Consider the following 24474-nt stretch of genomic DNA (forward strand, 5'->3'; position numbering starts at 1 on the left):
AATGGTCCATCCTGACGCGCGCCCCTACCGGGCGCCTTCCTGGAACAGGATCACGCGCACGGTGGCGAGCAGGATCAGGATGTCGAGGAACAGGCTGCGGTGCTTCACGTAATAGAGGTCGTAGGACAGTTTCTGCCGTGCATCCTCGACCGAGGCGCCATAGGGGAAATTGACCTGCGCCCAGCCGGTGATGCCCGGCTTCACGCTGGCGCGGTCGCGGTAGAAGGGAATGACCTCGGCGAGCTGGTCGACGAAATGCGGCCGCTCCGGCCGCGGGCCGACGAAGCTCATCTCGCCGCGCAGGACATTGACCAGCTGCGGCAGCTCGTCGATGCGCGTGCGCCGCAGGAAGGCGCCGATGCGGGTGACGCGCGGGTCCTTCTGCGCGGCCCAGGCGGGCCCGCGCGCTTCGGCGTCGACGCGCATGCTGCGGAACTTCATCAGGGTGAAGACACGGCCCTGCAGGCCCACGCGCTCCTGGCGGTAGAGGATCGGCCCGGGGCTGTCGAGCCGGATCAGCACCGCCGCGAGAGCCATTACCGGAAGTGTGGCGACCAGCAGCAGCAGGCTCACGAGGATGTCGCCGGCGCGGCGCAGCGCCTGCTCGATGCGGCCGCGCGACAGGCCGTCGGCGAACAGCATCCAGTCCGCTTCGAGATGGTCGAGATCGATGCGGCGCAGCTGCTGCTCGCGGAACTCGACGTCGCTGAAGATGCGCACGCCGGCGTATTTGCAGCCCAGCAGCTCGGCCCGCGGCACCGCGCCGCGCGCCTCGGCGGTGACGACGACGCCCCAGATCCGTTGCTGCAGCAGCGCCGCGGGCGCGAGCAGGGCGGCGTCGTGGGCGGAGGCGATGCCGGCGACGGTGAAGAAGCCGCGGCGCAGGGCGCGGACCGCCTCCTCGGTGCGCGCCGCGTGCTGCGGGGCGCCGATGATGAGCACGCGACGCGACAGCAGGTTCAGCCGCATCGCCACGCTGAAGGCGAGCCGGGTGGCGAACAGGAACAGGATCCAGGTGAGCAGGAATTGCAGCGGCCGCAGCGGGCTGTCGCCGAGCAGGAAGCTGGTGTCGATGCCGGCCGCCTCGCCGACCGCGAGCACCGCGGGGAAGGCCAGCACGCCGGCGACCGCGGTGTTGACCAGCAGGCGGCGCGTCTGCAGGCAGATCTCGGGGCGGTAGAGTCCGATGCAGATCGAGGTCAGGCCGATCGTGAGCGCCAGGATGACGGCATGGTTCACCGCCGCGAGATCGATCCAGCCGGCGGATCCGCCCGGCGCCTGCGCCACCAGCACATAGATGGCCAGGAAGCACGGCACGAATTCCAGCAGCCAGAGAAAGAACATCTCCAGCGCCACGTAATGCCCGAAGATCCGTGTCATCGGCGGCGCATCCGCCATGGCGGCGCGCTCACGGCCACGTGTGCCTGTGGATGGGGCGCCCGGCCGGAGCCCTCACCATCGCACCGCGTTCGCCGTGATCGTCTCATGGGGCGTCCTGGACAAGGCGTCCTGGCGGCAGACATCTCGCCACAGGCCGCCGGGATGGCATGCCCGCGTTCGACGCCCGGTCAGGCTGTTGACGGAAAATACCCGAAGCTGCCGAAAGCTCGATTAATCAAGACGGTAACGGAGGATTAACGGGACGGTCAAGTCACATTCGATGCGAACGGGTTCCGGGTCCGGTTTTATTACCTTTTAGTTACTGTCGCGGAACCTGTCGATCGCTCATATAAGTGTTATCCGGCGATCCGCGGATGGACGATGAATGCACGTGCCGTCGTGTCAAAATAGCAGCGAGGACTACCGGGGGTTGCGAACAATCTCGCGCATCTGCAAGATTCTAAACGCGATCTTTACGCTAGAATGATAGCGGTGCTACATGGCTTGCGTATGCGGTCGCGGTCGGATGGGGCAGGTCCGGTGACGGACGCGATCGATGCAGGCGTGTAGCTCAGTGGCAGAGCGCTGTCATTACATGGCAGAGGTTGGGGGTTCGATTCCTTCCGCGCCTATGGCTCTCGCGTGTTTCGCCGGAAATCCCGTGCGTTTCGTTGGCGTTCCTTCGCGTTTCGTTGGGTAAGGTGGAACCGGGACTGGCATGATCATTACACGACGCATGACTTGGCTCTTTGGCCACTTTATTGCGATTCTGCTTATGGCCGGTTGCGCGGTTGCGCCGGGGCCGAAGAACATGGCAACCGCCGACAGCGCGGCGGCCATGAACGAGGCCGACACCGCCGCGAACGACCCGACGAAGAACACGCAATATGTCATCGGCGCCGGCGACCAGCTGGGCATCTCCGTCTATCGCGCGCCGGAGCTGAGCGTGCCGAGCCTGCCGGTGCGGCCCGACGGGCGCATCTCGATGCCGCTGATCCCCGATATCGTCGCCGCCGGCAAGACGCCGACGCAGCTGGGCAAGGAGCTGGAAGAGCGGCTGAAGGAATACGTGAAGGACCCGATCGTTACCGTGATGGTGACGAATTTCGTGGGTCCGTTCAGCCGCCAGGTCCGGGTGATCGGCGAGGCCACGGAGCCGCAGGCGATCCCCTATCGCGACCACATGACCGTGCTCGACGTCATGATCGCCGTGAAGGGGCTGACCAAGTTCGCCGCCGGCAACAGCGCGGTGATCGTGCGTCGCGTCGGCGACAAGCGGGAGTCCATCAAGGTCCGTCTTTCGTCCCTGTTGAAGGATGGCGACATCGACCAGAACGTGGAGATGCTGCCGGGCGACACGCTGATCATTCCGCAAAGCTGGTTCTGAAGGTCTGCGGGCATGGGCACGCTTCTTGTCCTGGTGCGCCGCATCCTGGTGGCGGCATGGCGCTATCGCTGGTCCGCGGTGGCGCTGGCCTGGATCGTCTGCGGCGGCGGCTGGGCCTATGTCTACATGATCCCCAACCAGTACGAGGCGAGCGCCAGGCTGTACGTGGACGCCGACGCGGTGCTGACGCCGCTGCTGCGGGGACTGGCGATCGACAACTCGCTGGGCAGCCAGCTCGACGTGCTGCAGCGCACGCTGCTGAGCCGGCCGAACCTGGAGAAGCTGGTCTCCAACACCGATCTCGATCTCACCATCACCGGGCCGGCCGATCTCGAAACGCTGGTCGGCCGGCTTGCCAACGACATCAAGATCACGCCGCAGACGCGCAACCTGTTCACCATCACCTATCGCAACACCAGCCCGAAGCTGGCGTTCGACGTGGTCCAGACCATCCTGACGACCTTCATCGAGAGCAAGACCGGCAACAACCGCTCGGAGATGGAGAACGCGCAGCTGTTCCTGCAGCAGCAGATCGCGGCCTATGAACGCCAGTTGCGCGATGCCGAGAAGAAGCGCGCGGAGTTCCGTTCGAAGTATCTCGATCTGCTGCCAATGGGCGACACCGGGGGCACCCGGCTCGACCAGGCGGAGGCGGCGCTGCGCCAGTTGCAGGGCCAGCTCGCCGACCTGTTGTCCAGACGCGAGATGCTGAACCGCGAGCTGACCACGACATCGCCGCTCGTGGTGACGGAGACCGAGCTGCTTGCCGCCGCCGGCGGGCCAGCGGTGGTGGCGCGCGACCCGCGGGTCGAGGCGGCGCAGCACGAGCTTGACGATCTGCGGCTGCGCTACACCGAGAACCACCCCGATGTGATCTCGGCACGCAAGCGCCTCGAGGTGGCCAAGGCCGCCGCCACCGAGCAGGCGGCCGCGCTGGCTGCGGCCCGGGCGGGGGCGGCCCGTACGGCATCGGCCGGGGCAAAGACCATCGGCCTCAGCCACCAGACCCTTTCGGCCGCACCAAAAGGGGCTGGCGGGACGGCAGCCGGGGCGCCGGCGGAGACAGGGGCGACGGCGGCAGCCGATGCCGCTGCCACTGCCACCGTGTCGCGCCCCAGCCGTTCGCTGCCGAACCCGATCTACGAGCAGCTGAAAGTGCGCATGCTCGAAGTCGAGGCATCCATCGCCTCGCTGCAGCGCCAGATCGCGGACGCCACGCGCGACCGCGACCGCCTGGATGAGATGGCGCGCAGCGCGCCGGGCGTGCAGGCCGAGTACCTGAACCTCAACCGCGACTACGAGGTGCTGCGGCGCAACTACGACGAGCTGCTGAGCCGGCGCGAGTCCATGCGCATCGCCACCGCGGCCGAGGCGGATGCGGACAAGATCAAGATGCAGGTCATCGATCCGCCGCAGGTGCCGCAGAATCCGGTGGCGCCGAAGCGGGCGCAGCTGCTCTCCGCCGTGCTGGTGGCCGGACTGCTCTCCGGCATCGGCCTTGCGGTGCTGCTGGTGCAGTTCGACCAGTCGTTCCACACCATCGACGAGTTGCGCGATCTCGGCCTGCCGGTCGCCGGCGGCGTCTCCATGCTCAACGTGTCGGTGACGCGCGGGCGGGTGGCCGCGGTGTTCGCGTTCGGCCTGTCGCTGATCCTGCTGGGGGCCGTCTATGCCGGCCTTGTCTATCGCATGCTGCACACGCCGGGCGTGGTCTGACGATGAGTTCCGACCCTTCGCATCTGGTCGAGCGCGTGGCCGAGCGGTTGCGCGGCGTCGGTGGCCTGACGGCGCCCGAGCCCGCCCCGGAGCGCGATATCCGGCGGGTGGTGCGGCGCGAGGTGGAGCGCAAGCCGGCACCGCATCGTCCGGCGCCGCCGGACGATGCGCTGGCGCCCGGGTCGTTGCATGCGGACGACCTGGCGCCCGATGCCGCAACAACCGGGGGCGACGCCGCCGGCCAACTGCCGCACGCCGTCCCGGTCGACCTGCCGGGCGATGACGGCGGCGCCGACAGCGCGCAGGCGGTGGTGGACACGGCACGGCGCGCGCCGCCGGTCACGGCCGACGGCAACACCGCGCTCGCCGTCCCCGAGGTGCCGCGGCTGCCGCCGCTGGACATGGCGTCGCTGGAAAAGGCCGGGCTGGTGGTGGGGCACAAGGTGCGCACGCGCATCTCCGAGGAGTTCCGCATCACCGTCGGCCACATCCTGCGTTCAATGCACGCCAACTACAGCCCTGGCCGGGGTGCGCCGAACGTGATCATGGTCACCAGCGCGCGGCCCGGCGAGGGCAAGACCTTCTCCAGCCTCAACCTGGCCGGCAGCATCGCCCAGCACACCCAGCGCGAGGTGCTGCTGGTCGATGTCGACGCCAAGCAGCGCTCGATCTCGGCCGAACTCGGCCTGGCCGATCGGTCCGGCCTGCTCGACCTCAGCACCAACACCTCGCTGCGGATCGAGGACGTGATCATCCGCACCGCCATCCCGCATTTGTCGATCATCGCGATCGGCTCCGGCCACACCGTGGGCATGGAGATCTCGCCCACACGCCCGGTGACGACGCTGATCGAGCGCATCGCCCGGCGCTTCCCCAACGCCGTCGTGCTGCTCGACGCGCCGCCTTGCCTGTCGACCAGCGATCCCAGCACCCTCGCGCCGTTCGTCGGCCAGATCGTCATGGTGGTCGAGGCCGAGCGGACCCAGCGCAACGAGATCGTGGCGGCGCTGGACCTGGTCAAGGCCTGCCCCTCCGTCACCCTGATGCTGAACAAGATCCGACTCACGACGAGCTATACGTTCGGTGCGTATCATTATTTCGGGACGTACTCGTAGCAGCCCGATTCCCTGGTCCGGTCCGCCGGCAAGGGGGGCCGGACCAGGGGGCGGCACATGGGGTGGCAATGCATGGAATGGCGGGGCATGACACAGCACCCGCGCAGGCGGCCGGCGATGCGCGTGATGCGCCGGGGCATCGGCATGGCCGCGGCCGGGCTGGGCGCCTGGTTCGCCTGCGGCCAGCCGGCGCAGGCGCAGGGCGTGCTGCCCGCGGTCGGGCCGGACCTGCGGATCGGCGACCTGCGCAGCCAGTTCCAGCAGGGCATCCTGCCCCCGGTCGGCGCGGCCGAATGGACCTTCACGCCGACCCTCGACGTCAGCGAGACGTTTGACACCGGCGTCCTGCTGCGCAACGGCAGCACGGGAACGGACCTGATCACCCGGATCTCGCCGGGCTTCATCCTCACCGGCTCGTCGGCACGGCTGAACGCCAACATCTTCTACGCGCCGACCCTCAATATCTACGCGAAGAACGGCAACCTGAACGGCGTCGGGCAGAACCTCAATGCCAGCGCCACCGCGACGCTGGTGCAGGACCTGCTGTTCGTGGACCTGCGCGGCTTTGCGGGACAGCAATCGCTGACCGGCGGGCAGCCCCAGCCCGGCGTCATTCCGCTGAACCAGCAGAACGAGGTACAGACACTCTCGTTCTCCGCCGCGCCCTATCTGCGGCACAGGTTCGGCGGCATCGGCACGCTGGAGATCGGCTACAGCATCTCGCGCACGGTGCAGAGCACGAACAAGCCGACCCTGCCGCCCTCGCCGTTCGCGCCGACGCCCATCAGCGGCAACCTGACCACCCACCAGGAGCATGCCTCGTTCACCACGGGCGAGGATTTCGGCCGCATCCAGAACACCTTGACCCTGCTGGCCACCCAGTATGTCGGCACCGGCCTGCTGGCCGGCGCGCGCAACGACTCGGTCAACAACCAGGTCAGCTATGCGCTGACCCGCTCGATCGCCCTGACCGGCTCGATCGGCTACGAGAGCATCGTCTACAAGGACGCGGCGCCGGGCGTTAACATCAACGAAATGACCTGGAGCGGCGGCGTTCTCCTGACGCCGAACGCGGACAGCAGCATCAGCATCAGCTATGGCCGGCAACAGGGCACGACGTCGTGGCTGGTGAACGCCAGCTATGCGCCGACCGCGCGCACCCGCATCTATGCCACCTATTCCGAGGGGATCGGCACCAACCTGCAGACCGCACAGAGCACTGCCGCGGGTTCGGTCGTCAATTCCAGCGGCGTCTCGATCAATCCCATCACCGGCGCGCCGATCCAGCTGGTCAACAACTTCTTCGGCACCCAGGCGGCGCTGTACCGCACGACGCAGTTCTCGCTGACCGGCGCCGTCCTGTACGAACGCGACACGATCGCGCTCACGGTGCAGCATGACGACAACACCCTGCTCTCCGGCGGCACGCCCAGCATCACCGGCACCGCCAATTCCGGCGCCACCGGCACCATCACGTGGACGCACAACCTCTCGGAAGCGCTGACCAGCAACGCCTTCTTTCAATACGGCCAGCGCAGCGCGGCGGGCATTGCCAACAGCAACCAGAGCACGTACTCGGCCAGCCTGATCCTCAACTATGCCTTCAGCCCGACGCTGTCAGGCTATACGCAGGTCGCCCATACCGGCATCGGCGGCAACACGTTCGGCCAGCCCGCGAACCGCGAGATCGTGGTCGTCGGTTTGCACAAGGCCTTCTGACGAGCACAAATGTACGAGAAATTCTACGACTTCACGGGAATGCCGTTCCAGCTGACGCCGGACAGCCGTTTCTTCTACGGCAGCAAGGGGCACAGCCGGGCGATCGCGCATCTCATCTATGGCCTGTCCCAGGGCGAGGGCTTCATCATCGTCACCGGCGAGGTGGGCGCGGGCAAGACCACGCTGGTCGAGCGGCTGTGGTCCGAGCTCGACCGCGAGACCTATACGCTGGCGCGCATCAACACCACGCAGGTTTCCGGCGAGGACCTGTTCCGGCTGACCATGAATGCCTTCGGCATCAACAGCGCCGGCCTGGACAAGGCGACGCTGCTGCGCGACTTCGAAGACATGCTGCGCGCCTACGCCGCCGGCGGGCGGCGCTGCCTGCTGGTGGTGGACGAGGCCCAGAACCTGTCGCTGCAGGCGCTGGAGGAGCTGCGCATGCTCTCCAACGTCAGCGTCGAGGGCCATGCGTCGCTGCAGACCATCCTGCTCGGCCAGCCGCAATTCCGGCGCAAGCTGGCGAGCCCCGACCTCGACCAGCTGCGCCAGCGCGTGCTGGCGTCGTACCATCTGGGTCCGCTGTCGGACGAGGAGACCCGGGCCTATATCGAGTACCGGCTGAACGCGGTGGGCTGGCACGGCAACCCGGCCTGGACCGACGGCGCCTTCACCGCGGTCTATCGCTACACCGGCGGCATCCCGCGCCGCATCAATCGGCTGTGCTCGCGCGTGCTGCTGTACGGCGCGCTGGAGGAAAGCACCACGATCACCGGCCCGATGGTGGACAACACCGCCAACGAGCTGCAGCACGACCTGGAAGGCCTGCCGGCAGCGCAGGCACGCGCACCGGGCGACGACCTTGCCAGCCAGATCGGCGCCGCGATCGGCGCCTCGGCCAGCGACGGGGACGAGCGGGGGCATTCCTATGCCGATCTCGCGCATCGCGTGCAGGTGCTGGAGGAAACGGTCGCCCGGCGCGAGCGCGTGTTCCAGCGCCTGATCGACGTGTTCAGCGGCTTCAACGCGACGCGCCGATGAGACGCCCCGATGAGACTGGCACGATGAGACTGGCACGATGACCGCCGCGGCGACCGAGACCGGGGCCAGCCCCGCCGGCGGCACCGCCCCCCTTCGTGACGCCCACCTTGTCCGCAACGTCATGAGCGTGGACGTCGAGGATTATTTCCAGGTGCAGGCCTTCGCCGCGGTCATCCCGCGCGAGAGCTGGGACGGGTTCGCTTCAAGGGTCGAGGCGAACGTGGACCGCATCCTGGCGCAGTTCGCCGACGCCGGCGCCGCCGGCACCTTCTTCACCCTCGGCTGGGTCGCCGAACGGCATCCCGCCATGATCCGGCGCATCCTGGCGGCCGGGCACGAGCTGGCCAGCCACGGCTACGGGCACGCCCCCGTGCACATGCTCGGCGCCGCGGCGTTCCGCGCCGACATCCGGCGCGCCAAGGCCGTGCTGGAGGATGCCGGCGGCGTGGCCGTGACGGGCTATCGCGCGCCGACCTTCTCGATGGGATCGCGCACGCCCTGGGCCTATCAGGTGCTGGAGGAGGAAGGGCACCGCTACAGCTCCTCGGTCTTCCCGATCCGCCACGACCTGTACGGCGAGCCGGCGGCGCCGCGCTTCCCCTATCGCCCGGCCGGCAGCACGCTGTGGGAACTGCCGATGACGACGGTGCGCCTGGCCGGCCGCAACCTGCCCTGCGCCGGCGGCGGCTATTTCCGGCTGCTGCCCTATCGGCTGTTCCGCATGGGGTTGCGGCAGGTCAACGCCGGCGAGCACAAGGCCGGGATCTTCTATTTCCATCCCTGGGAGATCGATCCCGGGCAGCCGCGCATCCGCGACTGCAGCCGCATGTCGCGCTTCCGGCATTACGTGAACCTCTCGGCCATGTCGGGGCGGCTCGACCGGCTGCTGCACGACTTCGCCTGGGACCGCATGGACCGCGTGTTCGCCGCCCTGCTTTCCCCCTCCTCTTCCTCGCTCTGATCGGACGCGGCCATGGCGCTTGCCTGCAAACCGCTCGATACCGCCGGCGAGCCCGCCTGGGACGCCTTCGTGCGGGCGCGGCTGGACGGCACGTTCTTCCACCTCGCCGCCTGGCGCCATGTCATCGCGCGCGCCTTCGGCCATGCCACCCATTATGTCCTGGCCGAGCGCGACGGCGCGGTCGTCGGCGTGCTGCCGCTGGCGCAGGTGAAGACGCGGCTGTTCGGCAATTCGCTGATCTCCGTGCCGTTCTGCGTCTATGGCGGCCCGCTGGCAGCCGACGCCGAGGCGGCGGCGGCGCTGCAGGCCCATGCCGCCGCGCTGATGCGGCGGCTCGACGTGCCGGTGCTGGAGTTCCGCTGCCGCGATCCGCAGACGCTGACGGCGGCGGGGCTGGACCCGGCGGAATGGCAGGCGCGCAGCGACCTGTACGTGACCTTCCGCAAGCCGTTCACCGGCGACGATGCGGCCAACCTCAAGGCCATTCCGCGCAAGCAGCGGGCAATGGTGCGCAAGGGCATCGATCGCGGCCTGGCCTCGGTGATCGACGGCTCCGCCGGCCGGCTGCACCGCATCTATGCCGAGAGCGTGCGCAACCTCGGCACGCCCGTGTTCGCGCGGCGCTATTTCGACATCCTGCTGGAGGCATTCGGCGATGCCACCGACATCGTCACCGTGCTGGACGGCGAGACCGCCATCGCCTCGGTGATCAGCTTCTATTTCCGCGACGAGGTGCTGCCCTATTACGGCGGCGGGCGGGCGATCGCGCGCGAGCGCCACGGCAACGATTTCATGTACTGGGAAGTGATGCGCCGCGCCGCCGCGCGCGGCTACCGGCTGTTCGATTTCGGCCGCAGCAAGCTGGGCACGGGGTCCTTCGCGTTCAAGAAGAACTGGGGCTTCACACCGGAGCCGCTGCAGTACTGCTTCCGCCTGGCGCCGGGCGCGTCGATCCCGGACACCAACCCGCTCAATCCGAAATACCGGCTGTTCATCGCCGCCTGGAAGCGCCTGCCTTTGCCCCTCGCCAACGCCATCGGGCCGCATATCGTGCGGGGCGTGGGCTGACGCGATGCGCAGCATGCTGTTCCTTTGCCACCGCATCCCCTATCCGCCCGACAAGGGCGAGAAGATCCGCGCCTGGAACCTGGTGAAGCACCTGGCGGCATCGCACCGGCTGCATCTCGGCTGCCTCATCGACGACCCGGCGGACTGGCAGCACGTCTCGCGGCTGCAGGCGCTGTGCGCGGATTTCGCCGCCTTCGGCATCGACCGGCGGCGGCAGAAGCTGCGGGCGCTGGCCCGCTTCCGGCCCGGGCGGCCGCTGATGCTGGATTACTACGGCCATGCCGGGCTGCGGCGCTGGACGCGCGAGACGCTGGCGCGCGACACGATCGACGTGGCCTATATCTGCTCGGCGGCCATGGCGCCGTATGTTCTGGAAGCCGGCCGCATGCCGAAGCCCGCGCCGCGGCGCATCCTGGACATGCAGGACGTCGATTCGGAGAAATGGACCGAATATGGCCGCAAGGAGGGCTGGCCGATGCGCCTGGTCTGGGCGCGCGAGGGACGCACCCTGCTGGCCTATGAGCGCAAGGCGGCGCTGGCCTGCGAGCGCACGCTGTTCGTCTCGGAGGCGGAATGCCGGCGCTTCGGCGAACTGGCACCGGAGACGCGCCCGCGCCTCGACTGGGTGGAGAACGGCGTCGACCTCGACCGCTTCTCGCCGCAGCGTGTGTTCGACACCCCCTTTCCCGACAGCGCCCCGCGGCTGGTGTTCACGGGACACATGGATTACTGGCCGAACGCCGATGCGGCAGAGTGGTTCGCGCGCGAGGTGATGCCGATCCTGCGGCAGAGGGTGTCGGGCCAAGGGACAGCGGGCCAGCGTCGTCCGGCGCCGCGTTTCGTCGTGGTCGGCGCCAATCCCGGGCCCGGCGTGGCGGCGCTGGCCAAGCTGCCGGACGTGGACGTCACCGGCCGGGTGGCCGATGTGCGGCCCTATGTCGCGCACGCCGCCGCGGTGGTGGCGCCGCTGCGCATCGCCCGCGGCATCCAGAACAAGGTGCTGGAGGGCATGGCGCTGGCCCGGCCCCTGATCGCCACGCCGCAGGCCTTCGAGGGCGTGCGCGCGCAGGCCGGGCAGGACGTGCTGGTGGGCGACGGCGCCGATGCGCTGGCCCGCCTGGTCGGCGAAGTGCTGGACGGCGCGCATCCCGGCCTGGGCGAAGCCGGCCGGCGCGCGGTCGAGCGGAACTATCAATGGGCCGCGACGCTGCGCAAGCTCGACCGGCTGCTGGCGGACCGTCCCTGCAGGGAACCGGTGCCCAACGAATACACGCCCAGGGAACTCACACCATGACCGCGCCTTCGTCGGTTGCCGGCCCGAGCCTGCGGGATGCCTGGGCCATGGTTCGCGCGCCCGTGCCCGCGCTGTTGCTCGGGCTGGCGCTGCTGGGCCTCGCCTTCCATGCCGAGGCAGCGGCGGCCTACCGGGTGTGGATGGAGTCCACCGCCTACAGCCACTGCTTCTTCGTGCTGCCGATCGCCGCCTACATGGCCTGGGAACGGCGCCACGCCCTGGCGAGCGTGCCGGTCGCGCCGGCGCCGTGGGCGGTGGCGCTGGTGCTGCCGCTGGGCGTGGCCTGGCTGGCGGCGGAGCGGCTGGGCATCATGGAGGGCCGCCAGCTGGTCGCCGTCGCGATCCTGGAGGTGCTGTTCCTGGCGGTGCTGGGATGGCGGATGTTCCAGGCCCTGGCGGCGCCGCTGCTGTACCTGTTCTTCCTGGTGCCGTTCGGCGCGTTCCTGACCCCGGCGCTACAGGACTTCACCGCCGTGTTCATCGATGTCGGCCTGGACGTGCTGCGCATCCCGCATTTCGTCGATGCCTACATCATCGAGATCCCCGCAGGGCGCTTCTATGTGGCCGAGGCCTGTGCCGGGCTGCGCTTCCTGATCGCCTCGATCGCGTTCGGGGTGCTGTACTCGGTGCTGATGTATCGCAGCATCGGGCGGCGGGTGGCCTTCATTGCGGCGTCCATCGTCATTCCCATCATCGCCAACGGAATGCGCGCGCTGGGCATCGTGGTGCTCGGCCACGTGCTCGGCAGCGCCGAGGCGGCCGCGGCCGACCATATCCTCTATGGCTGGCTGTTCTTCTCGGTGGTGATCCTGCTGCTGATCGTGGCCGGCCTGCCGTTCCGTCAGGACCTGGCCAAGGCCGCGCCGGCACCAGCGGCGCCGCCGGCGGTGTCGCCGTGGCGCCCCGCGCTGGCGGCCGGGCTGGTCGGCGCGGTCGCCCTGGCCGGGCCGGCCGTGTCGGCCGTGCTGGACCGTGCGGCGGAGACGGCGTTGGAAGCCCCGGCCCCGCGCCTGACCACCCCGCGCGACTGCCGCCCGGCGCCGCTGGGGGCCGTGCAATCCGACCTCACGGGCACGCCCGGCGCGACGGTGCTGGGATATGCCTGCCCGCAGGGATTGCTCACGGTGGTCGTGCAGGTCTTTCCGGCGCAGTCGAACCCGGCGCGCGTGATCTCGGCACAGCGCCGGGCCACCGGCGAGTTCAAGGCCGAGGAGGCCGTGATCTCCAGCATCAGGATCCCGGGCATGGAGCCGGACCAGTGGCGGCTGGTCACCACCTACACCCCCGCGAGCGCGACCGCGACGGCACTGTGGGTCGATGGCCGGCCCGCCAAGGGTGGGATCGCCGGCCGGATGCTCCTGGCGCACAACAGCGTCTTCGGCACGGCCCATGCGCCGGTGCTGGTGGCGGTCGGCGTGCGCGCGGCGCGGCCGCAGATGACGCCCGAGGAGGATCAGCTGGCGCGCCACATGATCGCGAACTTCCTGGTGGCGCAGACCGCGCTGCCCGCCGAGATCGCCAGGTTGTCCAGCGAAGCCGCCAGCAGGCGGTGAGGCGGTCAGCCGCGCCGGTCGTAGCGCAGCACGATCATCGATCCGACATGCCGTTCGTAGCCCAGCGACCAACCGTCCGGCTGGCCGGCGAGATCGACCGCGGCCGCCTCGCCCTCCGGCAGCACGACCCAGTTGCGCGCGTTCCCGGCCGCCGCCGCTGCCGTGCGGATGAGCCGGTCGCCGTCGCGCGAGGCGTCGAGCCCGGCGACCCGGCCGGCGGCCGGCTGCAGGTAGTAGGCGATGCCGAAGCGCGACGAGGCGGCGGCGCTGAAGATGATCCCGTCGCCCGGCTTTGCCTCGGCCCCGATGAGCCCGGCAACGGCATCGAGCGGCGGCGGCGAGGTCGCGTAGTAGTTGCGCAGGCCCCACAGATTCATCAGCACGAACACGCCGAGGGCGCCGGCCTGCACGGTGCGGATGCGGATCGCGGCGATGCCGGCGGCGATCAGGATCGTGTACGGGACCAGGATCCAGTTGAACGTGTAGACCACGTAGCCGAACACCGGATTGACCAGGAAGAAGCCGAGGGCGCAGACGGCGAGCGGCGCCGCCAGGGTCAGGATGAACGGGGCGCTGCCGGCGTGGTGGCGGAGTGTCTGCCACGCCCCCCACGCCGCCATGGCCATGTACAGCACGAAGGCCGGTGTCTGGACGCGCCACAGCATGGAGACGCTGAACAGGTCGACGAGGATCCGCCAGAACGCCAGCGGCGTGATGAGGAAGATGGCATGGCGCTGGGCGATCCGGTCCGGGGCCAGGTGCTCGGCATACTGGATGAGGAATTCCGGCAGCCACAGCAGCCAGATCCCGATCAGAACGAGCTGCGCCACCACCCAGTTGAGCAGCAGGACCCTGGCCCTGGCGCGGTCGCGCAAGATCGCCACCGCCATGGCGCAGTTGCAGCCGAGGACGAAGAACCCCGCCGGGTGCTGCGCCAGCATCGCGAGCCCGCCGCCGGCGGCGTAGGCCAGCCAGGCCAGGTCCGTGCGCGCCGCTTGCGGCCGCCGTTCGCGCAGCGCGGCCGCGAACCCGCCGCCCAGCGCGCGGGCGCGGGCATCGGCGGAGCGCAGGATCGTGGCGAAGCCCCAGAACGCGATGGCGACCAGCATCGTCTGGAACGCGTAGGGCCTGGCCTTCTGCGCCCACATCACGCAATGCGGGGCGATAGCGAACAGGGCCATGGCGATCAGGGCGGTCTTGCGATCGAACAGCTCCCTGCCGGCGGCATGGACGAAAGCGAGGGCAACGAGCATGGAGGCGGCCGACAGGCTGCGCAGTGCTGTGACGCCGTGGCCGAGATCCAGCCAGAAGGCAAGGGTCAGGTAGTAGAGCGGCGGCTGGGTATCGTTCTCGATCCAGTGCAACATGTCGCGCACGCCGCCGGCGGCGACGAAGAAGCTGAATCCTTCATCGTTCCAAAGCGACGGGCCGGATATGGCATGGAAATACAGGAAGGCGCCGAGCAGAGCGATCGGGATGAACAGGAATTTCCGAGGAATTGCGTGCATATCGTGATACGTGTCGTCCCGGGCCGATTGAGTGTCGATTCATGCCGTCGCAGTGCTGTTCCGCCTTGTTGTGATGACGTGCTGACATCTATCAGGCTATTTCCGTGAAATCCCGCTTTTTCGCCGCCACGACGCCCGCCGTCACGCGCCAGAACCGTCCTGTCTGCACGCTGGTGATCGACGCCGAGGAAGACTTCGACTGGGACGTTCCGATCCAGGGCACATTGCACTCGACCGCGCACATGAAGAACGTCCGCGTCCTGCATGGCATCCTGTCGTCGTACGGCATCGTTCCGGCCTATCTGCTGACCTATCCGGTGCTGGAAGATCCGGATGTCGTGCGCATCGTCCGCCGGCAGCTGGAGCAGGAGCATTGCGCGGCCGGCGTGCAGCTGCATCCGTGGGTGACGCCGCCATTCGACGATGTGATGGCGCACCGCACCTCGTTCTCCGGCAATCTCGAGGCGAATTTCGAGGAACGCAAGCTGCTCGCCCTGAAAGCCAAATTCCGCGAGGTGTTCGGCTTCGAGCCGACCGTCTACCGCTCCGGCCGCTACGGCCTCAGCAGCCACACCGGCCGGCTGCTGGAAAAGCACGGTTTCCTGATCGACACCAGCGTGGCGCCGCGCACGAACTTCACGGTGGAAGGCGGCCCCGACTATTCCGACCACGACTACGAGCTGTTCTGGTTCGGCGAGCAGCGCGACCTGCTGGAGATCCCGCTGTGCCGGAGCATCGTCGGCTGGGCCGGCCCGCTGGCGCCGGCGCTGTATCATGGCCTGTCCGGCCCGCGCCTGTCCGGGCTGCACGTGCCCTCCGTGCTCACGCGGTCGCGCTGCGCGGAACGGATCACCCTCTCGCCCGAGGGCAACGACGTGGCGGCGATGCGGCGCCTGCTGCTGGGGCTGCTGGCGCGCGGGCAGGACGTGTTCGCGCTGAGCTTCCACAGCTCGTCGCTGCAGGCCGGGCGCAATCCGTATGTGCGCACCAAGGCCGAGCTGCACGGCTTCTATGACCGGCTGTCGGAGATCCTGGACTTCATGGCCTCGGCGCTGGCCGTCCGTTTCGCCAGCATCCTGGAGATTCCCGGGGTCCTGGACCGGCCGGCGCGGCGGGCGGCGCCGGCATGACGCTGCCCGGCAAGGTCCTGCTGATCGCCAACAACTTCCCGCCGGTGCGCGGCGGGTCGGCGGTGGTCTACGACAACCTCGCCCGCTATTCCGGCGGCAAGGTGGTGGTGGTGGCGCCGCGCATCTCCTATGTCGACGGTCTGCCGATGATCGGCTGGCGGGAGCATGACCGGCGGGTGCAGTACCATGTCATCCGCCTGAAGCTGCTGCGCACCGTGCTGCGGCCGGTGCCCTGGCGCGGCATGCTCGGCAAGCTGGCGTTCCGCGCCTCGGACCTGGTGATGCGGGTGCGGCTGGCCGCCACGCTGCTGTGGCTGGTCCGCGCCGAGCGCGCCTCAGTGGTGTGCATCGGCGAATTGCTGGCCAGCAGCTGGGTCATCGACCTGTTCCACCGCTTCACCGCCGTGCGCACGGTGGTCTACGTGCATGGCGAGGAGATCACCACCGAGGACCCCTACGACCCCGAGCACCAGCGCGCCCGCCGGGCCTTGCTGGCCGCCGACCGGATCATCGTGGTCAGCCGGTTCACGCTGGGCGCCGTGCGCGCCCTGCTGGGGCCGGCCGCCGACGGCAAGACCAGCCTGATCGAGAACGGCGTGGACACGGCGCGCTTCCGCCCGGCCGGCAAGCGCCCGGACCTGGTCGAGCTGTACCGGCTGCAGGACCGCTTCGTCTTCGTCTCGGTCTGCCGCCTGCTGGAGAAGAAGGGCATCGACAACGCCATCCGCGCCTTTTCGCGGGTGGTGGCGCGGCATCCGGATTGCCGCTACCTCGTAGTCGGCACCGGTCCGTACGAGGAGGCGCTGCGCACGGCCGCGGCGCAGGCCGGCGTGGCCGACAGCGTGGTCTTCGCCGGCGACGTCTCCGACGAGGACCTGGTTGCGCATTATTGCCTCGGCGACGTCTTCGTGATGCCCAATCGCGAGCTTGCGAACGGCGATACCGAGGGCTTCGGCCTGGTGTTCCTGGAGGCGAACAGTTGCGGCCTGCCGGTCGTCGCCGGCAGTGACGGCGGCAGCCGCGACGCGGTGCAGGACGGCGCCAACGGGCTGGTGGTGGATGGCAAGTCGGTCGACGAGATCGCCGCCGCCATGCTGGGGCTGCGCGAGGACGCGGCGCTGTACGACGCCATCCGCCGCCGCGCCCTGATGATCGCCGCGGCCGCGGACTGGAAGGGCAAGGCCGAGCAGTTCCTGAAGATCTGCACCGACCCCGACCCGATGCGGCCCGCCGGGATGCTGGCCGGCTGATCCCGGCGGCGCGCAAGACGAAGATTCATGCCAGGGCCAGTCTGCATGACCCTTGGCCCGATATCTCAGGAGCGGAACGGCGCCAGCCGCATCGGGAAGACGCGCCGCACGGCACCGAGGGCGATCCCGAGCGCGCGCGATTCCGCGCCTTCCGGGCTGCCCGATGCGCGCCACAGCAGCAGCTGCACGCCGACATGGACCACCGCGCCGAGCAGCGTGAAGACCAGCAACTGGAGTGCCAGCAGCGGATAGCCCTGCCCCACCGGCCAGAGCCGGCGCAGCGGCAGCAGGACCAGCACCATCACCGTGCAGGCGGCGCATGTCCGCCACACCACCCGCCACAGCGCCATGGCCGGCACCTCGATGATGGTGAGCGATGCGCCGAGCCAGAAGAATGCGCCGATGACCGCCGTCACGGCCATGCCATAGACGGCGCCGATCGCCCCGGCGACATAGCCGCCATAAAGCGCCGCCGGGACCCGCACGGCGAGGAACAGCACATACAGCAGAATCTGCCGCCGCTGCCGGTTCATTACGACGAACAGGTTGTGCGTGTAGTGGCCGTAGGCATCGAACAGGGCATAAAAGACGATGACCTGCATGATCGGCGTGGCATCCGCCCATTGCGGCCCGAGTGCCAGCGGCGTGATGAGATCCGCGATCGCGAATATGCCCAGGGACATGGGCGTGATGATGAAGAACAGGAATCCGAACCCGTCCACATAGGACTTTGCCAGGGCGGGCCGGTTGTGGAGCAGCTTGGCATAGCCCGCATAGAGCGGCTGGCGGATCGGCGCCGCGATCTCGCTGGCTGGCAGGGCCGCGATCTGATACCCGACCTGATACAGGCCCATTGCCCGTGCGCCCCCGAACCAGCCCATCAGGAAGTTGATGCTGTAGGAATCGATGACGGCCAGGAAGCTCGCCATCACGACCCATTTCGAGAAACCGAATATCTCCCGCCATGCCGAGAGCGTCAGGCGGGGGCGGTACGGCCGCAGCATATAGCTGTAAATCGTCATGATCGCCGTCGTCAGCAGCGACGACAGGATCAGCGCCCAGTAGCTCCGCAGAACGACGGCGAGCAGGATCGTGGCGAGGAAACTCACGATCCGGGTGATGAACTGGTAGCGGAAGACGGTTCCGAAATCCAAGGCGATCTGGAACTCCACCAGCCGGATGTTCTCGAACGACTGGACGATCGCGGTCGCGGCCAGGATCCAGAGGATCGGCTCGACCCGCGGCTCTGCCATCGACGACGCCACATAGCTGGCGGAAGCCAGGACCACGGCCGCGATGATCAGGCCGCGCAGCACCGCTATCGTCCATGCGGTATCGAAATGCTCCCGTTGCGGATCGCGCATCCGGATCAGTGCCGCGCCGAGCGAGCATTCGCTCACCAACTGCACAACGTTGAGCACCGAGGTGCCCAGCACGACGATTCCGAAATCGTCCGGGGTCAGGAGGCGTGCCAGGATCGCGGCACTGAATACGCCGATGAAGCGGGAAACCCCCCGCATGCCCACCATGAGCGTCGCGCCGCGCGCCACCGATGTCGGGCGTTGCTCGGGTTCCTTCGTCGCTGGCGCGGTCAAGCCGGTACCCCGCAGGATGTCTCGGCCGATCCGGCGCGGCGGCCGCTGCGCGGAATGGCGTGAGGAGACGGTGGGCAGGTTCGCAAAGCATCGAAGGGCGCAATGCATCCCGAACCCGGCACCATGCCACCTGAATGACAGCCGGGACAGGCACGTCGTGGCTGGACCGCTCGCTTCGACACCATATTCTTGTGAGTCTGGGGCGGGGTGCGACCGTCCGTCAACCAGGAGCGCATCGTCACATCGGTCTGCCGGGGTCGGGAAGTTTATTCCCGGTCCGGGTGCCGCCGGGCACTATGTTCTCGATCCCGGCGCATCGATTGCCCTATACGAACGATTCATGGAGGCGCCGCCGCGTCCTGTCTTGCGGGCCGGCTGCACTGCGATCGACGAGAAGGACGTCCCGGGCAAGACATGCCATATCCATCCGGTAGAATGGCGAAAAGCCTCGCGCGCCCGTGAACGCATCCGGTTCGGAGTATCAATACATCAATTGCGTGCGTGGCTATGCCGTACTGATGGTCATCACCACGCATGTCACCAGTGCCTTTCCCGACCTGCCCTACCCGCTGCACCGCCACACCATCATGGGATGGCACGGCGTGCAGATGTTCTTCCTGGCCAGTTGCGTCACCCTGCTCATGTCCTGGAATGCCGAGAGGCGCCGCAACGGCCGCGCTGACGCCGGCAGCTTCTTCATCCGGCGCATATTCCGCATCGCGCCGGCCTATTATCTGTCGGGCATTCTGTACTTCCTCCTGGCGCCGCCGCCCGGCGGCTTCGATGTCTGGCAGGCGCTGGCGTCGGCGACGTTCGTCAACGCCTGGCATCCGCAGCTGATGCCGACAGTCGAGAACGGATGGTCCGTGGTGCCCGGCGGGTGGAGCATATCGGTCGAGTTCGCGTTCTATTTCCTCTTTCCGGTCTACGCGGCACTGGCCACCTCGTTGCGCCGGGCATGCTGGGCGTTCCTGGCCGCCGTGATCGCCGGGGCGGTCCTGAACCAGGCCGCGCTGCGGATGCTCTCGCCGGCCAATACGCCCGAAAGCGTCGCGAATTTCCTGTTCTTCTGGTTCCCCAACCAGATGAGCGTGTTCGCCCTGGGCGGCGTCCTGTATTACGCGATCGGACGGATCACGACCGGCGACGGCGTACCGGGGCGGATCGCCGCCCGCTACGGCACGCCGATCGCGCTGCTGTCGGTGATCCTGTTTCTGGGGCTGGCGTATCTGCCGGTCGGGCGGTTTGTCGGCGCTTACCCCATCCTCCCTTCCACCCTGGCGGCCAGCCTGGTCATGGCGCTGTTCATCCTGTCCTTGTCGTTCGATCGCGGGCCGTTCGTGAACCGGTATGCCGCCGCGTTCGGAACCGTGAGCTTCAGTGCCTATCTGCTCCATTTCGCGGTGCTGGAATTCGTCGCGGCGTTTCCGGAGGTCTTCCAGACACGGGCCACGGGGGTCCGCGCACTCCTCGCCTTCCCGGTGGTGTGGCTGGTCGTGGCGGCCGTCACGTTCGTGCTGTCATGGAGCACGTATCGCGCGATCGAACTGCCCATGATCAACGCCGGCAAGGCCCTCATACGGATGCGCAGGGCGCGGCTCGTGCTGGTCCGGCCGGATGCGTCCTAGACCATGAGCGGCGCTGCCAGAGGCATCGACATTGCCCCATGCCCCTCGTTCTCGTTGACCTTTGCGGAGTCTACCTGGCGTCCGCCGTCACCCTGATCCCGGGGCGTTCCGGGCACGCGAGCGCGCGGATACAGGCCGCGTAGCGGTCGGCGAAGGCGGTCATGGACAGATGCGTCTCCAGGTGCCGCCGCGCGTTCGCGCCGATCCGCCGCTGCTCGTCCGGCCGCGCCAACAGACCTGCAATCGCATCCCGCATGGCGTCGGCATCGCCGACAGGCACGAGCAGCCCGGTCTCGCCGGGAACGATGAACTCGCGGGTCATCGGCACATCCGATGCGACAACCGGCTTGCCCATCGCCATCGCCTCGAACAGCGACGTGATGCCGCCGGGGTGGTCGCTCGGGCAGAGCGGAACTACCACCACGCTGGCGGACGCATAGAGGTCGCGCAGTTTCGGGAACGAAAGCCGCTCCCGGATGATCTCGACCGTGGCGACCATGTCGGGTGGAAGGGCGACGGCGCGCCGGGTTTTCAGAACAGCGGGCGCCGGCAGGCCCCGAAGGGCTGCGACGAGGGTCGGATAGTCGCGCGCGACATCCTCGCCGACCGACAGCACGTAATCGGCGCCGCGGCAGAAAGCCGGATGGTAGAAATCCTCGTCGATGGCGTATCCGATGACATCGGCGGGCGCGCGCAGACGATAGCGCCGTTGCGTTGCCGTCTTCTGCTGCCGGGTCAGCGCCAGCAGCTTGTCGATGCGCGGCAGCACCAGGTTCAGGGCGAAGCGCCGGGGGCGCCAAAGACTGTCTTCGCTGACATCCCACAGCGCCACGGGCGGCCTGAAGAAGAACAGGCGGCGCAGCAGCAGCAGGACGACGGCGCCGCTCTCGAAGACGGAGATCACCAGATCGGCCGAGCGGTGGCGAAGCAGGACGATCAGGGCGCGCAGCGGATCAAGGCCGGCAAAGAACGGGTGCGCGCGGCCCCACGGGTTGTAGGGAGAAGGCAGCGGATCGACGACCACGAAGTCGATGCCCCGCTCGGCCAGCAGCCGGTGCAGGCGACCGGGGTCAGGGGCCTCGTCCGGCCGGAATGATTCCATATAAGGCTGCCATGGCAGGTTCGGCAGCACGACCACCCGCAGGCGGCGAAGGGATGGGCCGCTGGTTGTCATTGCGCATCATCGCCCGGTACGACTGCAGCAGATAAGCAGGCCGCCCGACCCGCCGCCACAGGAAACCGCTACAGGAAACCGCTACAGGAATCCATGCAATGCCAGGCGCGCGAGATGCCGGGGGCTCGCGGCCCTGGCGCCGTGCCCCGCGCGGAGAGCCAGGCTGGCTGCCCGCCAATACGCCGGAAGGCTGGTTCGCGACGCATTGTACAGATAGCCGTCGAGGGCCGTCGAGAACGCTTCCCGCAGCGCCGCGGACTGTGCGGCCGACAAGCCCGGCCACTCGGTCATCTTGGCCAGCGACAGCGCGGTGCCACGGCAGAAGGCCAGCTTGTGGCGTTCGTGCGACAGGTTGTCGTCGTGCACGCGCTTGTGCGTCACCACATCGCGCGAGAACACGAAACGACCCGTGAGCGCGAGGCGCAGGAAGAAATCCGTGTCCTCGCACTGCATCATCGTCTCGTCGAACAAGCCCGCGGCGAGCGCCGCCTCGCGCCGGAACAGGCAGGCGGAGGTGCCGAACACGCCGTTGCGCAGCAGGGCCGTGAACATGCCCTCGCCGAGCGTGAAGCAGCCCGGCGCGATCGCGGTGGCCGGCAGTGCCGCCACCCCGCTGACGGCGAAGAAGCTCTCGACCAGCATCGCCGCATCGTCAAAGGCGCTCTGGCCTTTGAAGACGGTGGAGTCTCCGAAGCCGAGTACCGCGTCCTTCGCCGCGTCCAACGCCCGCAGCAGCGTCGCGTGATGGCCGGGTGCCAGGATGTCGTCGGCGTCCAGCAGGGCGATGCAGGCGGCGCTGCTTTGCCGGATCGCCGTGTTGCGGGCCGCCGACGGTCCGCGCGGACCGGCGTTGCGCAGCACCTGGATGGCAATCCGGTCACGCAACTCGGCCGCGCAGGCCTGCGCCACGGCGATTGTGTCGTCGGTGCTGGCATCGTCGACGACAGTGACCTGCCCGGGGCGAACGGTCTGTGCCGCCACGCAGTGCAGGGTTTCCCGCAGGAAGCGGGCGGCATTGTACGCGGGAATGACGACTTCGATCATATCGAGGACCCTTGCGGCGATCCGCGCGTTCCGCGCCGCCGCCGATCATGGCAGGTGACACCGGTATGCCGGCGTCCGGCGCCGGGGGCCAGCCATTATCGCGATCGCACCGCCCGGCCTGGCGGCGCCGCATCCGGAGCAATCCGTAATTGCAAAATACGAATTAAATATTCTGTAAGTTGCGCTGAATGTTGCGATTCGATTGTGCTCTCGCTTGTCATTCTACAATTCGTGAAACGAGAAACACGACTTATGGCCCTCAACGGATCTTCGGCCAGGGGCGTCGGCACTCCCTCGGCGGGAAGCGGGCTCCGGCCGATCGGCCTGGCCGAGCTTGCGACCGCGGTTCTCGTGCTGCTTGGATTCGTCGTCCTGCTGCAGATCCATGACGGCGCATACGCGGCGGATTTCGATTTCGATGCGGATTCGCATTATGTTTCCGGGCTGATGATCCACGACTTCATCACCTCGCTGCGGCTGCAGTCGCCCCTCGCGTTCCTGAAGAATTTCCACAGCCATTACCCGATCATCGGCATCGGGCACTGGGGGCCGCTCTACTACGTCGTCGAGGGCCTCTGGATGATCCCGTTCTCGACCGGGATCGTCTCGGTGCTGATGCTGTCGGCCGTCGTCACCGCGGCCACGGCCGCCATCACCTACAAGCTCGCCGCCGAACGCTTCGGCCGCCTTGCCGGGATCGCCACGGCGCTGATCTTCGCTGCCGCCCCGGTCATCCGAGAGAGCAGCAACGCAGTGATGCTCGATGGCGCCATTGCATTGCTGTGCGTCGGTGCGGCGCTCGCCTACATCGCCTATCTCAGCTCCGGCCGGGCGCTCCATTCGGTCCTGTTTGGTCTGATCGCGGCGGCGGCCATGCTGATCAAGGGCAATGCTGCCTGCCTTGCCCTGCTGCCGCCCTTCGCCGTCCTGATCGGGCGGCGCTTCGATCTGCTCCACAGGCCCTCGTTCTGGATCCCGGTTCCGGTCGTCGCCACCCTGGCAGGACCGTGGGTGCTGTTCACCTACGGGCAGGTCGCCCAGGGTTTCCGCTATAGCTGGGGACTGACCTATCTGGGTCTCGCGACGGCCTATAACGGCCACGCATTGATGGTCGTCCTGGGTGGGGCCGTGGTGGCGTTGGGCACCGCCGGCTTCGCCTGCGTCGCCCTGGGGCGGCGGATCTGGCAACATGATAACGGCCTCGTCGGCCTGGCATCGCTGCTGGCTGCGGTCTGGGTGTTCCAGTCGGTCATGCCCGCGGCGTTCCAGGACCGCTATCTGATGCCGATGCTGCCGCCCCTGCTGATTCTCGCCCTCGTGCCCGTCCAGGCCGTGGCCGCGTGGTTTGCCGCGAAAGCCGGCGCGGAGCGGGCGTTACTGCGCGACCCTCGGCGGATGATGGCCGCGGCATCGGTCATCCTGGCCGGCACCTTCGCGCTCGGCACGCGCGCCATCGAACCCCCGCCGGATTTCGGCTTCCGGAGAGCGGCGCAGCAGGTCTGGGCGAACCGGATCAGCACCAACCCGTCGGTGCTGATCGGTGCCGAGCGGGAAGGGTCGGCGATCGCGGCGCTGGCCATGGCCGATCCGCACCGGCCGAGCCTGTTCGCGGTGCGCGGCTCCCGGTTGCTGGGCGGCGGCGGCTACAACCAGCAGGACTACGCCCCCCGCTTCGCCACCGCGCGGGAAGTGATGGCGGCGATCGACGAATACGCGATTCCGCTGGTGCTGCTGCGCGTCACCGGGCGCGCCGGCGAATGGCAGCATCTGCGCCAGCTCGCCGAGGCGCAGGCGCTGTATCCGGACCGCTGGGAGCTGATCTACCGCGACCCGAGCGTCTCGCCCGAGCTGCGGCTGTACCGCATCCGCGGCAACGACGCCAAGGTGGCGAGCGAGGCCCGGCTGCTGGCA

18 protein-coding genes and 1 tRNA gene are annotated in these 24474 nt (G+C 68.3%); 14 read left to right on the forward strand and 5 right to left on the reverse strand.

The genetic code is table 11. The features are described 5' to 3' along the window. Positions 1 to 24: 24 nt before the first annotated feature. Positions 25 to 1380 carry a TIGR03013 family XrtA/PEP-CTERM system glycosyltransferase gene (locus tag OL599_RS20330; protein ID WP_264715771.1) on the reverse strand — a complete coding sequence of 452 codons (1356 nt, stop codon included), beginning with the start codon at positions 1378 to 1380 and terminating at the stop codon, positions 25 to 27. 560 nt (positions 1381 to 1940) lie between these two features. Between OL599_RS20330 and OL599_RS20335 the strand changes: the two genes are divergently transcribed. The 10 genes from OL599_RS20335 to xrtA all read left to right on the forward strand — a co-directional run bounded on the left by OL599_RS20335 (position 1941) and on the right by xrtA (position 13234). Then, positions 1941 to 2012: transfer RNA gene (locus OL599_RS20335), tRNA-Val, on the forward strand. 179 nt (positions 2013 to 2191) lie between these two features. Beyond that, entirely contained in the window at positions 2192 to 2767 is a 576-nt protein-coding gene (locus OL599_RS20340) for an XrtA/PEP-CTERM system exopolysaccharide export protein (protein ID WP_264715772.1), read from the forward strand. A 12-nt stretch (positions 2768 to 2779) separates the two neighbouring features. Next, positions 2780 to 4483 (forward strand): XrtA system polysaccharide chain length determinant, encoded by a 1704-nt coding sequence (locus OL599_RS20345; RefSeq protein ID WP_264715773.1) that lies wholly within the window; start codon positions 2780 to 2782, stop codon positions 4481 to 4483. 2 nt (positions 4484 to 4485) lie between these two features. After that, the gene (locus OL599_RS20350; protein ID WP_264715774.1) at positions 4486 to 5598 is read left to right on the forward strand and encodes an AAA family ATPase; all 1113 of its coding nucleotides are present in this window, start codon (positions 4486 to 4488) and stop codon (positions 5596 to 5598) included. An 87-nt stretch (positions 5599 to 5685) separates the two neighbouring features. After that, complete coding sequence (locus OL599_RS20355; RefSeq protein ID WP_264715775.1) at positions 5686 to 7317, forward strand: TIGR03016 family PEP-CTERM system-associated outer membrane protein; 1632 nt, start codon at positions 5686 to 5688, stop codon at positions 7315 to 7317. A gap of 9 nt (positions 7318 to 7326) precedes the next feature. Continuing rightward, positions 7327 to 8358: an XrtA/PEP-CTERM system-associated ATPase gene (locus tag OL599_RS20360; protein WP_264715776.1), complete on the forward strand. Its 1032-nt coding sequence runs from the start codon at positions 7327 to 7329 to the stop codon at positions 8356 to 8358. 37 nt (positions 8359 to 8395) lie between these two features. Next, complete coding sequence (locus OL599_RS20365; protein WP_264715777.1) at positions 8396 to 9319, forward strand: XrtA system polysaccharide deacetylase; 924 nt, start codon at positions 8396 to 8398, stop codon at positions 9317 to 9319. Positions 9320 to 9331: 12 nt separating this feature from the next. Then, a complete protein-coding gene (locus tag OL599_RS20370) occupies positions 9332 to 10387 on the forward strand; it encodes a FemAB family XrtA/PEP-CTERM system-associated protein (RefSeq protein ID WP_264715778.1) in 1056 nt (351 codons plus the stop codon). A 13-nt stretch (positions 10388 to 10400) separates the two neighbouring features. Further along, positions 10401 to 11681 (forward strand): TIGR03087 family PEP-CTERM/XrtA system glycosyltransferase, encoded by a 1281-nt coding sequence (locus OL599_RS20375; protein ID WP_264715779.1) that lies wholly within the window; start codon positions 10401 to 10403, stop codon positions 11679 to 11681. Continuing rightward, on the forward strand, positions 11678 to 13234 hold the full coding sequence (xrtA, locus tag OL599_RS20380) for an exosortase A (RefSeq protein WP_264715780.1): 1557 nt from the start codon (positions 11678 to 11680) through the stop codon (positions 13232 to 13234). The genes OL599_RS20375 and xrtA overlap by 4 nt, the downstream gene beginning before the upstream one ends. Positions 13235 to 13239: 5 nt before the next feature. Here xrtA and OL599_RS20385 read toward each other — a convergent pair whose 3' ends face one another. Then, a complete protein-coding gene (locus tag OL599_RS20385) occupies positions 13240 to 14742 on the reverse strand; it encodes a glycosyltransferase family 39 protein (RefSeq protein ID WP_264715781.1) in 1503 nt (500 codons plus the stop codon). 104 nt (positions 14743 to 14846) lie between these two features. Between OL599_RS20385 and OL599_RS20390 the strand changes: the two genes are divergently transcribed. Both OL599_RS20390 and OL599_RS20395 read left to right on the forward strand, forming a co-directional pair. Continuing rightward, complete coding sequence (locus tag OL599_RS20390) at positions 14847 to 15872, forward strand: polysaccharide deacetylase family protein (RefSeq protein ID WP_264715782.1); 1026 nt, start codon at positions 14847 to 14849, stop codon at positions 15870 to 15872. Then, positions 15869 to 17122 carry a glycosyltransferase family 4 protein gene (locus OL599_RS20395; protein WP_264715783.1) on the forward strand — a complete coding sequence of 418 codons (1254 nt, stop codon included), beginning with the start codon at positions 15869 to 15871 and terminating at the stop codon, positions 17120 to 17122. The genes OL599_RS20390 and OL599_RS20395 overlap by 4 nt, the downstream gene beginning before the upstream one ends. Before the next feature lie 65 nt (positions 17123 to 17187). Here the strand turns inward: OL599_RS20395 and OL599_RS20400 are convergent, their stop codons facing one another. Further along, a complete protein-coding gene (locus OL599_RS20400; RefSeq protein WP_264715784.1) occupies positions 17188 to 18717 on the reverse strand; it encodes a lipopolysaccharide biosynthesis protein in 1530 nt (509 codons plus the stop codon). Between the two features lie 458 nt (positions 18718 to 19175). Here OL599_RS20400 and OL599_RS20405 point away from each other — a divergent pair, with 458 nt between their 5' ends. Further along, positions 19176 to 20345, forward strand: coding sequence for an acyltransferase family protein (locus OL599_RS20405; protein WP_264715785.1), 1170 nt, complete (start codon positions 19176 to 19178; stop codon positions 20343 to 20345). 70 nt (positions 20346 to 20415) lie between these two features. Here OL599_RS20405 and OL599_RS20410 read toward each other — a convergent pair whose 3' ends face one another. Both OL599_RS20410 and OL599_RS20415 read right to left on the reverse strand, forming a co-directional pair. Then, positions 20416 to 21519 carry a glycosyltransferase family 4 protein gene (locus OL599_RS20410; RefSeq protein ID WP_264715786.1) on the reverse strand — a complete coding sequence of 368 codons (1104 nt, stop codon included), beginning with the start codon at positions 21517 to 21519 and terminating at the stop codon, positions 20416 to 20418. Between the two features lie 81 nt (positions 21520 to 21600). After that, on the reverse strand, positions 21601 to 22563 hold the full coding sequence (locus OL599_RS20415) for a glycosyltransferase family 2 protein (protein WP_264715787.1): 963 nt from the start codon (positions 22561 to 22563) through the stop codon (positions 21601 to 21603). 351 nt (positions 22564 to 22914) lie between these two features. Here OL599_RS20415 and OL599_RS20420 point away from each other — a divergent pair. Further along, a partial coding sequence (locus OL599_RS20420; protein ID WP_264715788.1) for an ArnT family glycosyltransferase occupies positions 22915 to 24474 on the forward strand: 1560 nt, incomplete at its 3' end.

Origin of the sequence: Limobrevibacterium gyesilva (genome assembly GCF_025989185.1) — a bacterium.
Lineage (GTDB): Bacteria > Pseudomonadota > Alphaproteobacteria > Acetobacterales > Acetobacteraceae > Limobrevibacterium > Limobrevibacterium gyesilva.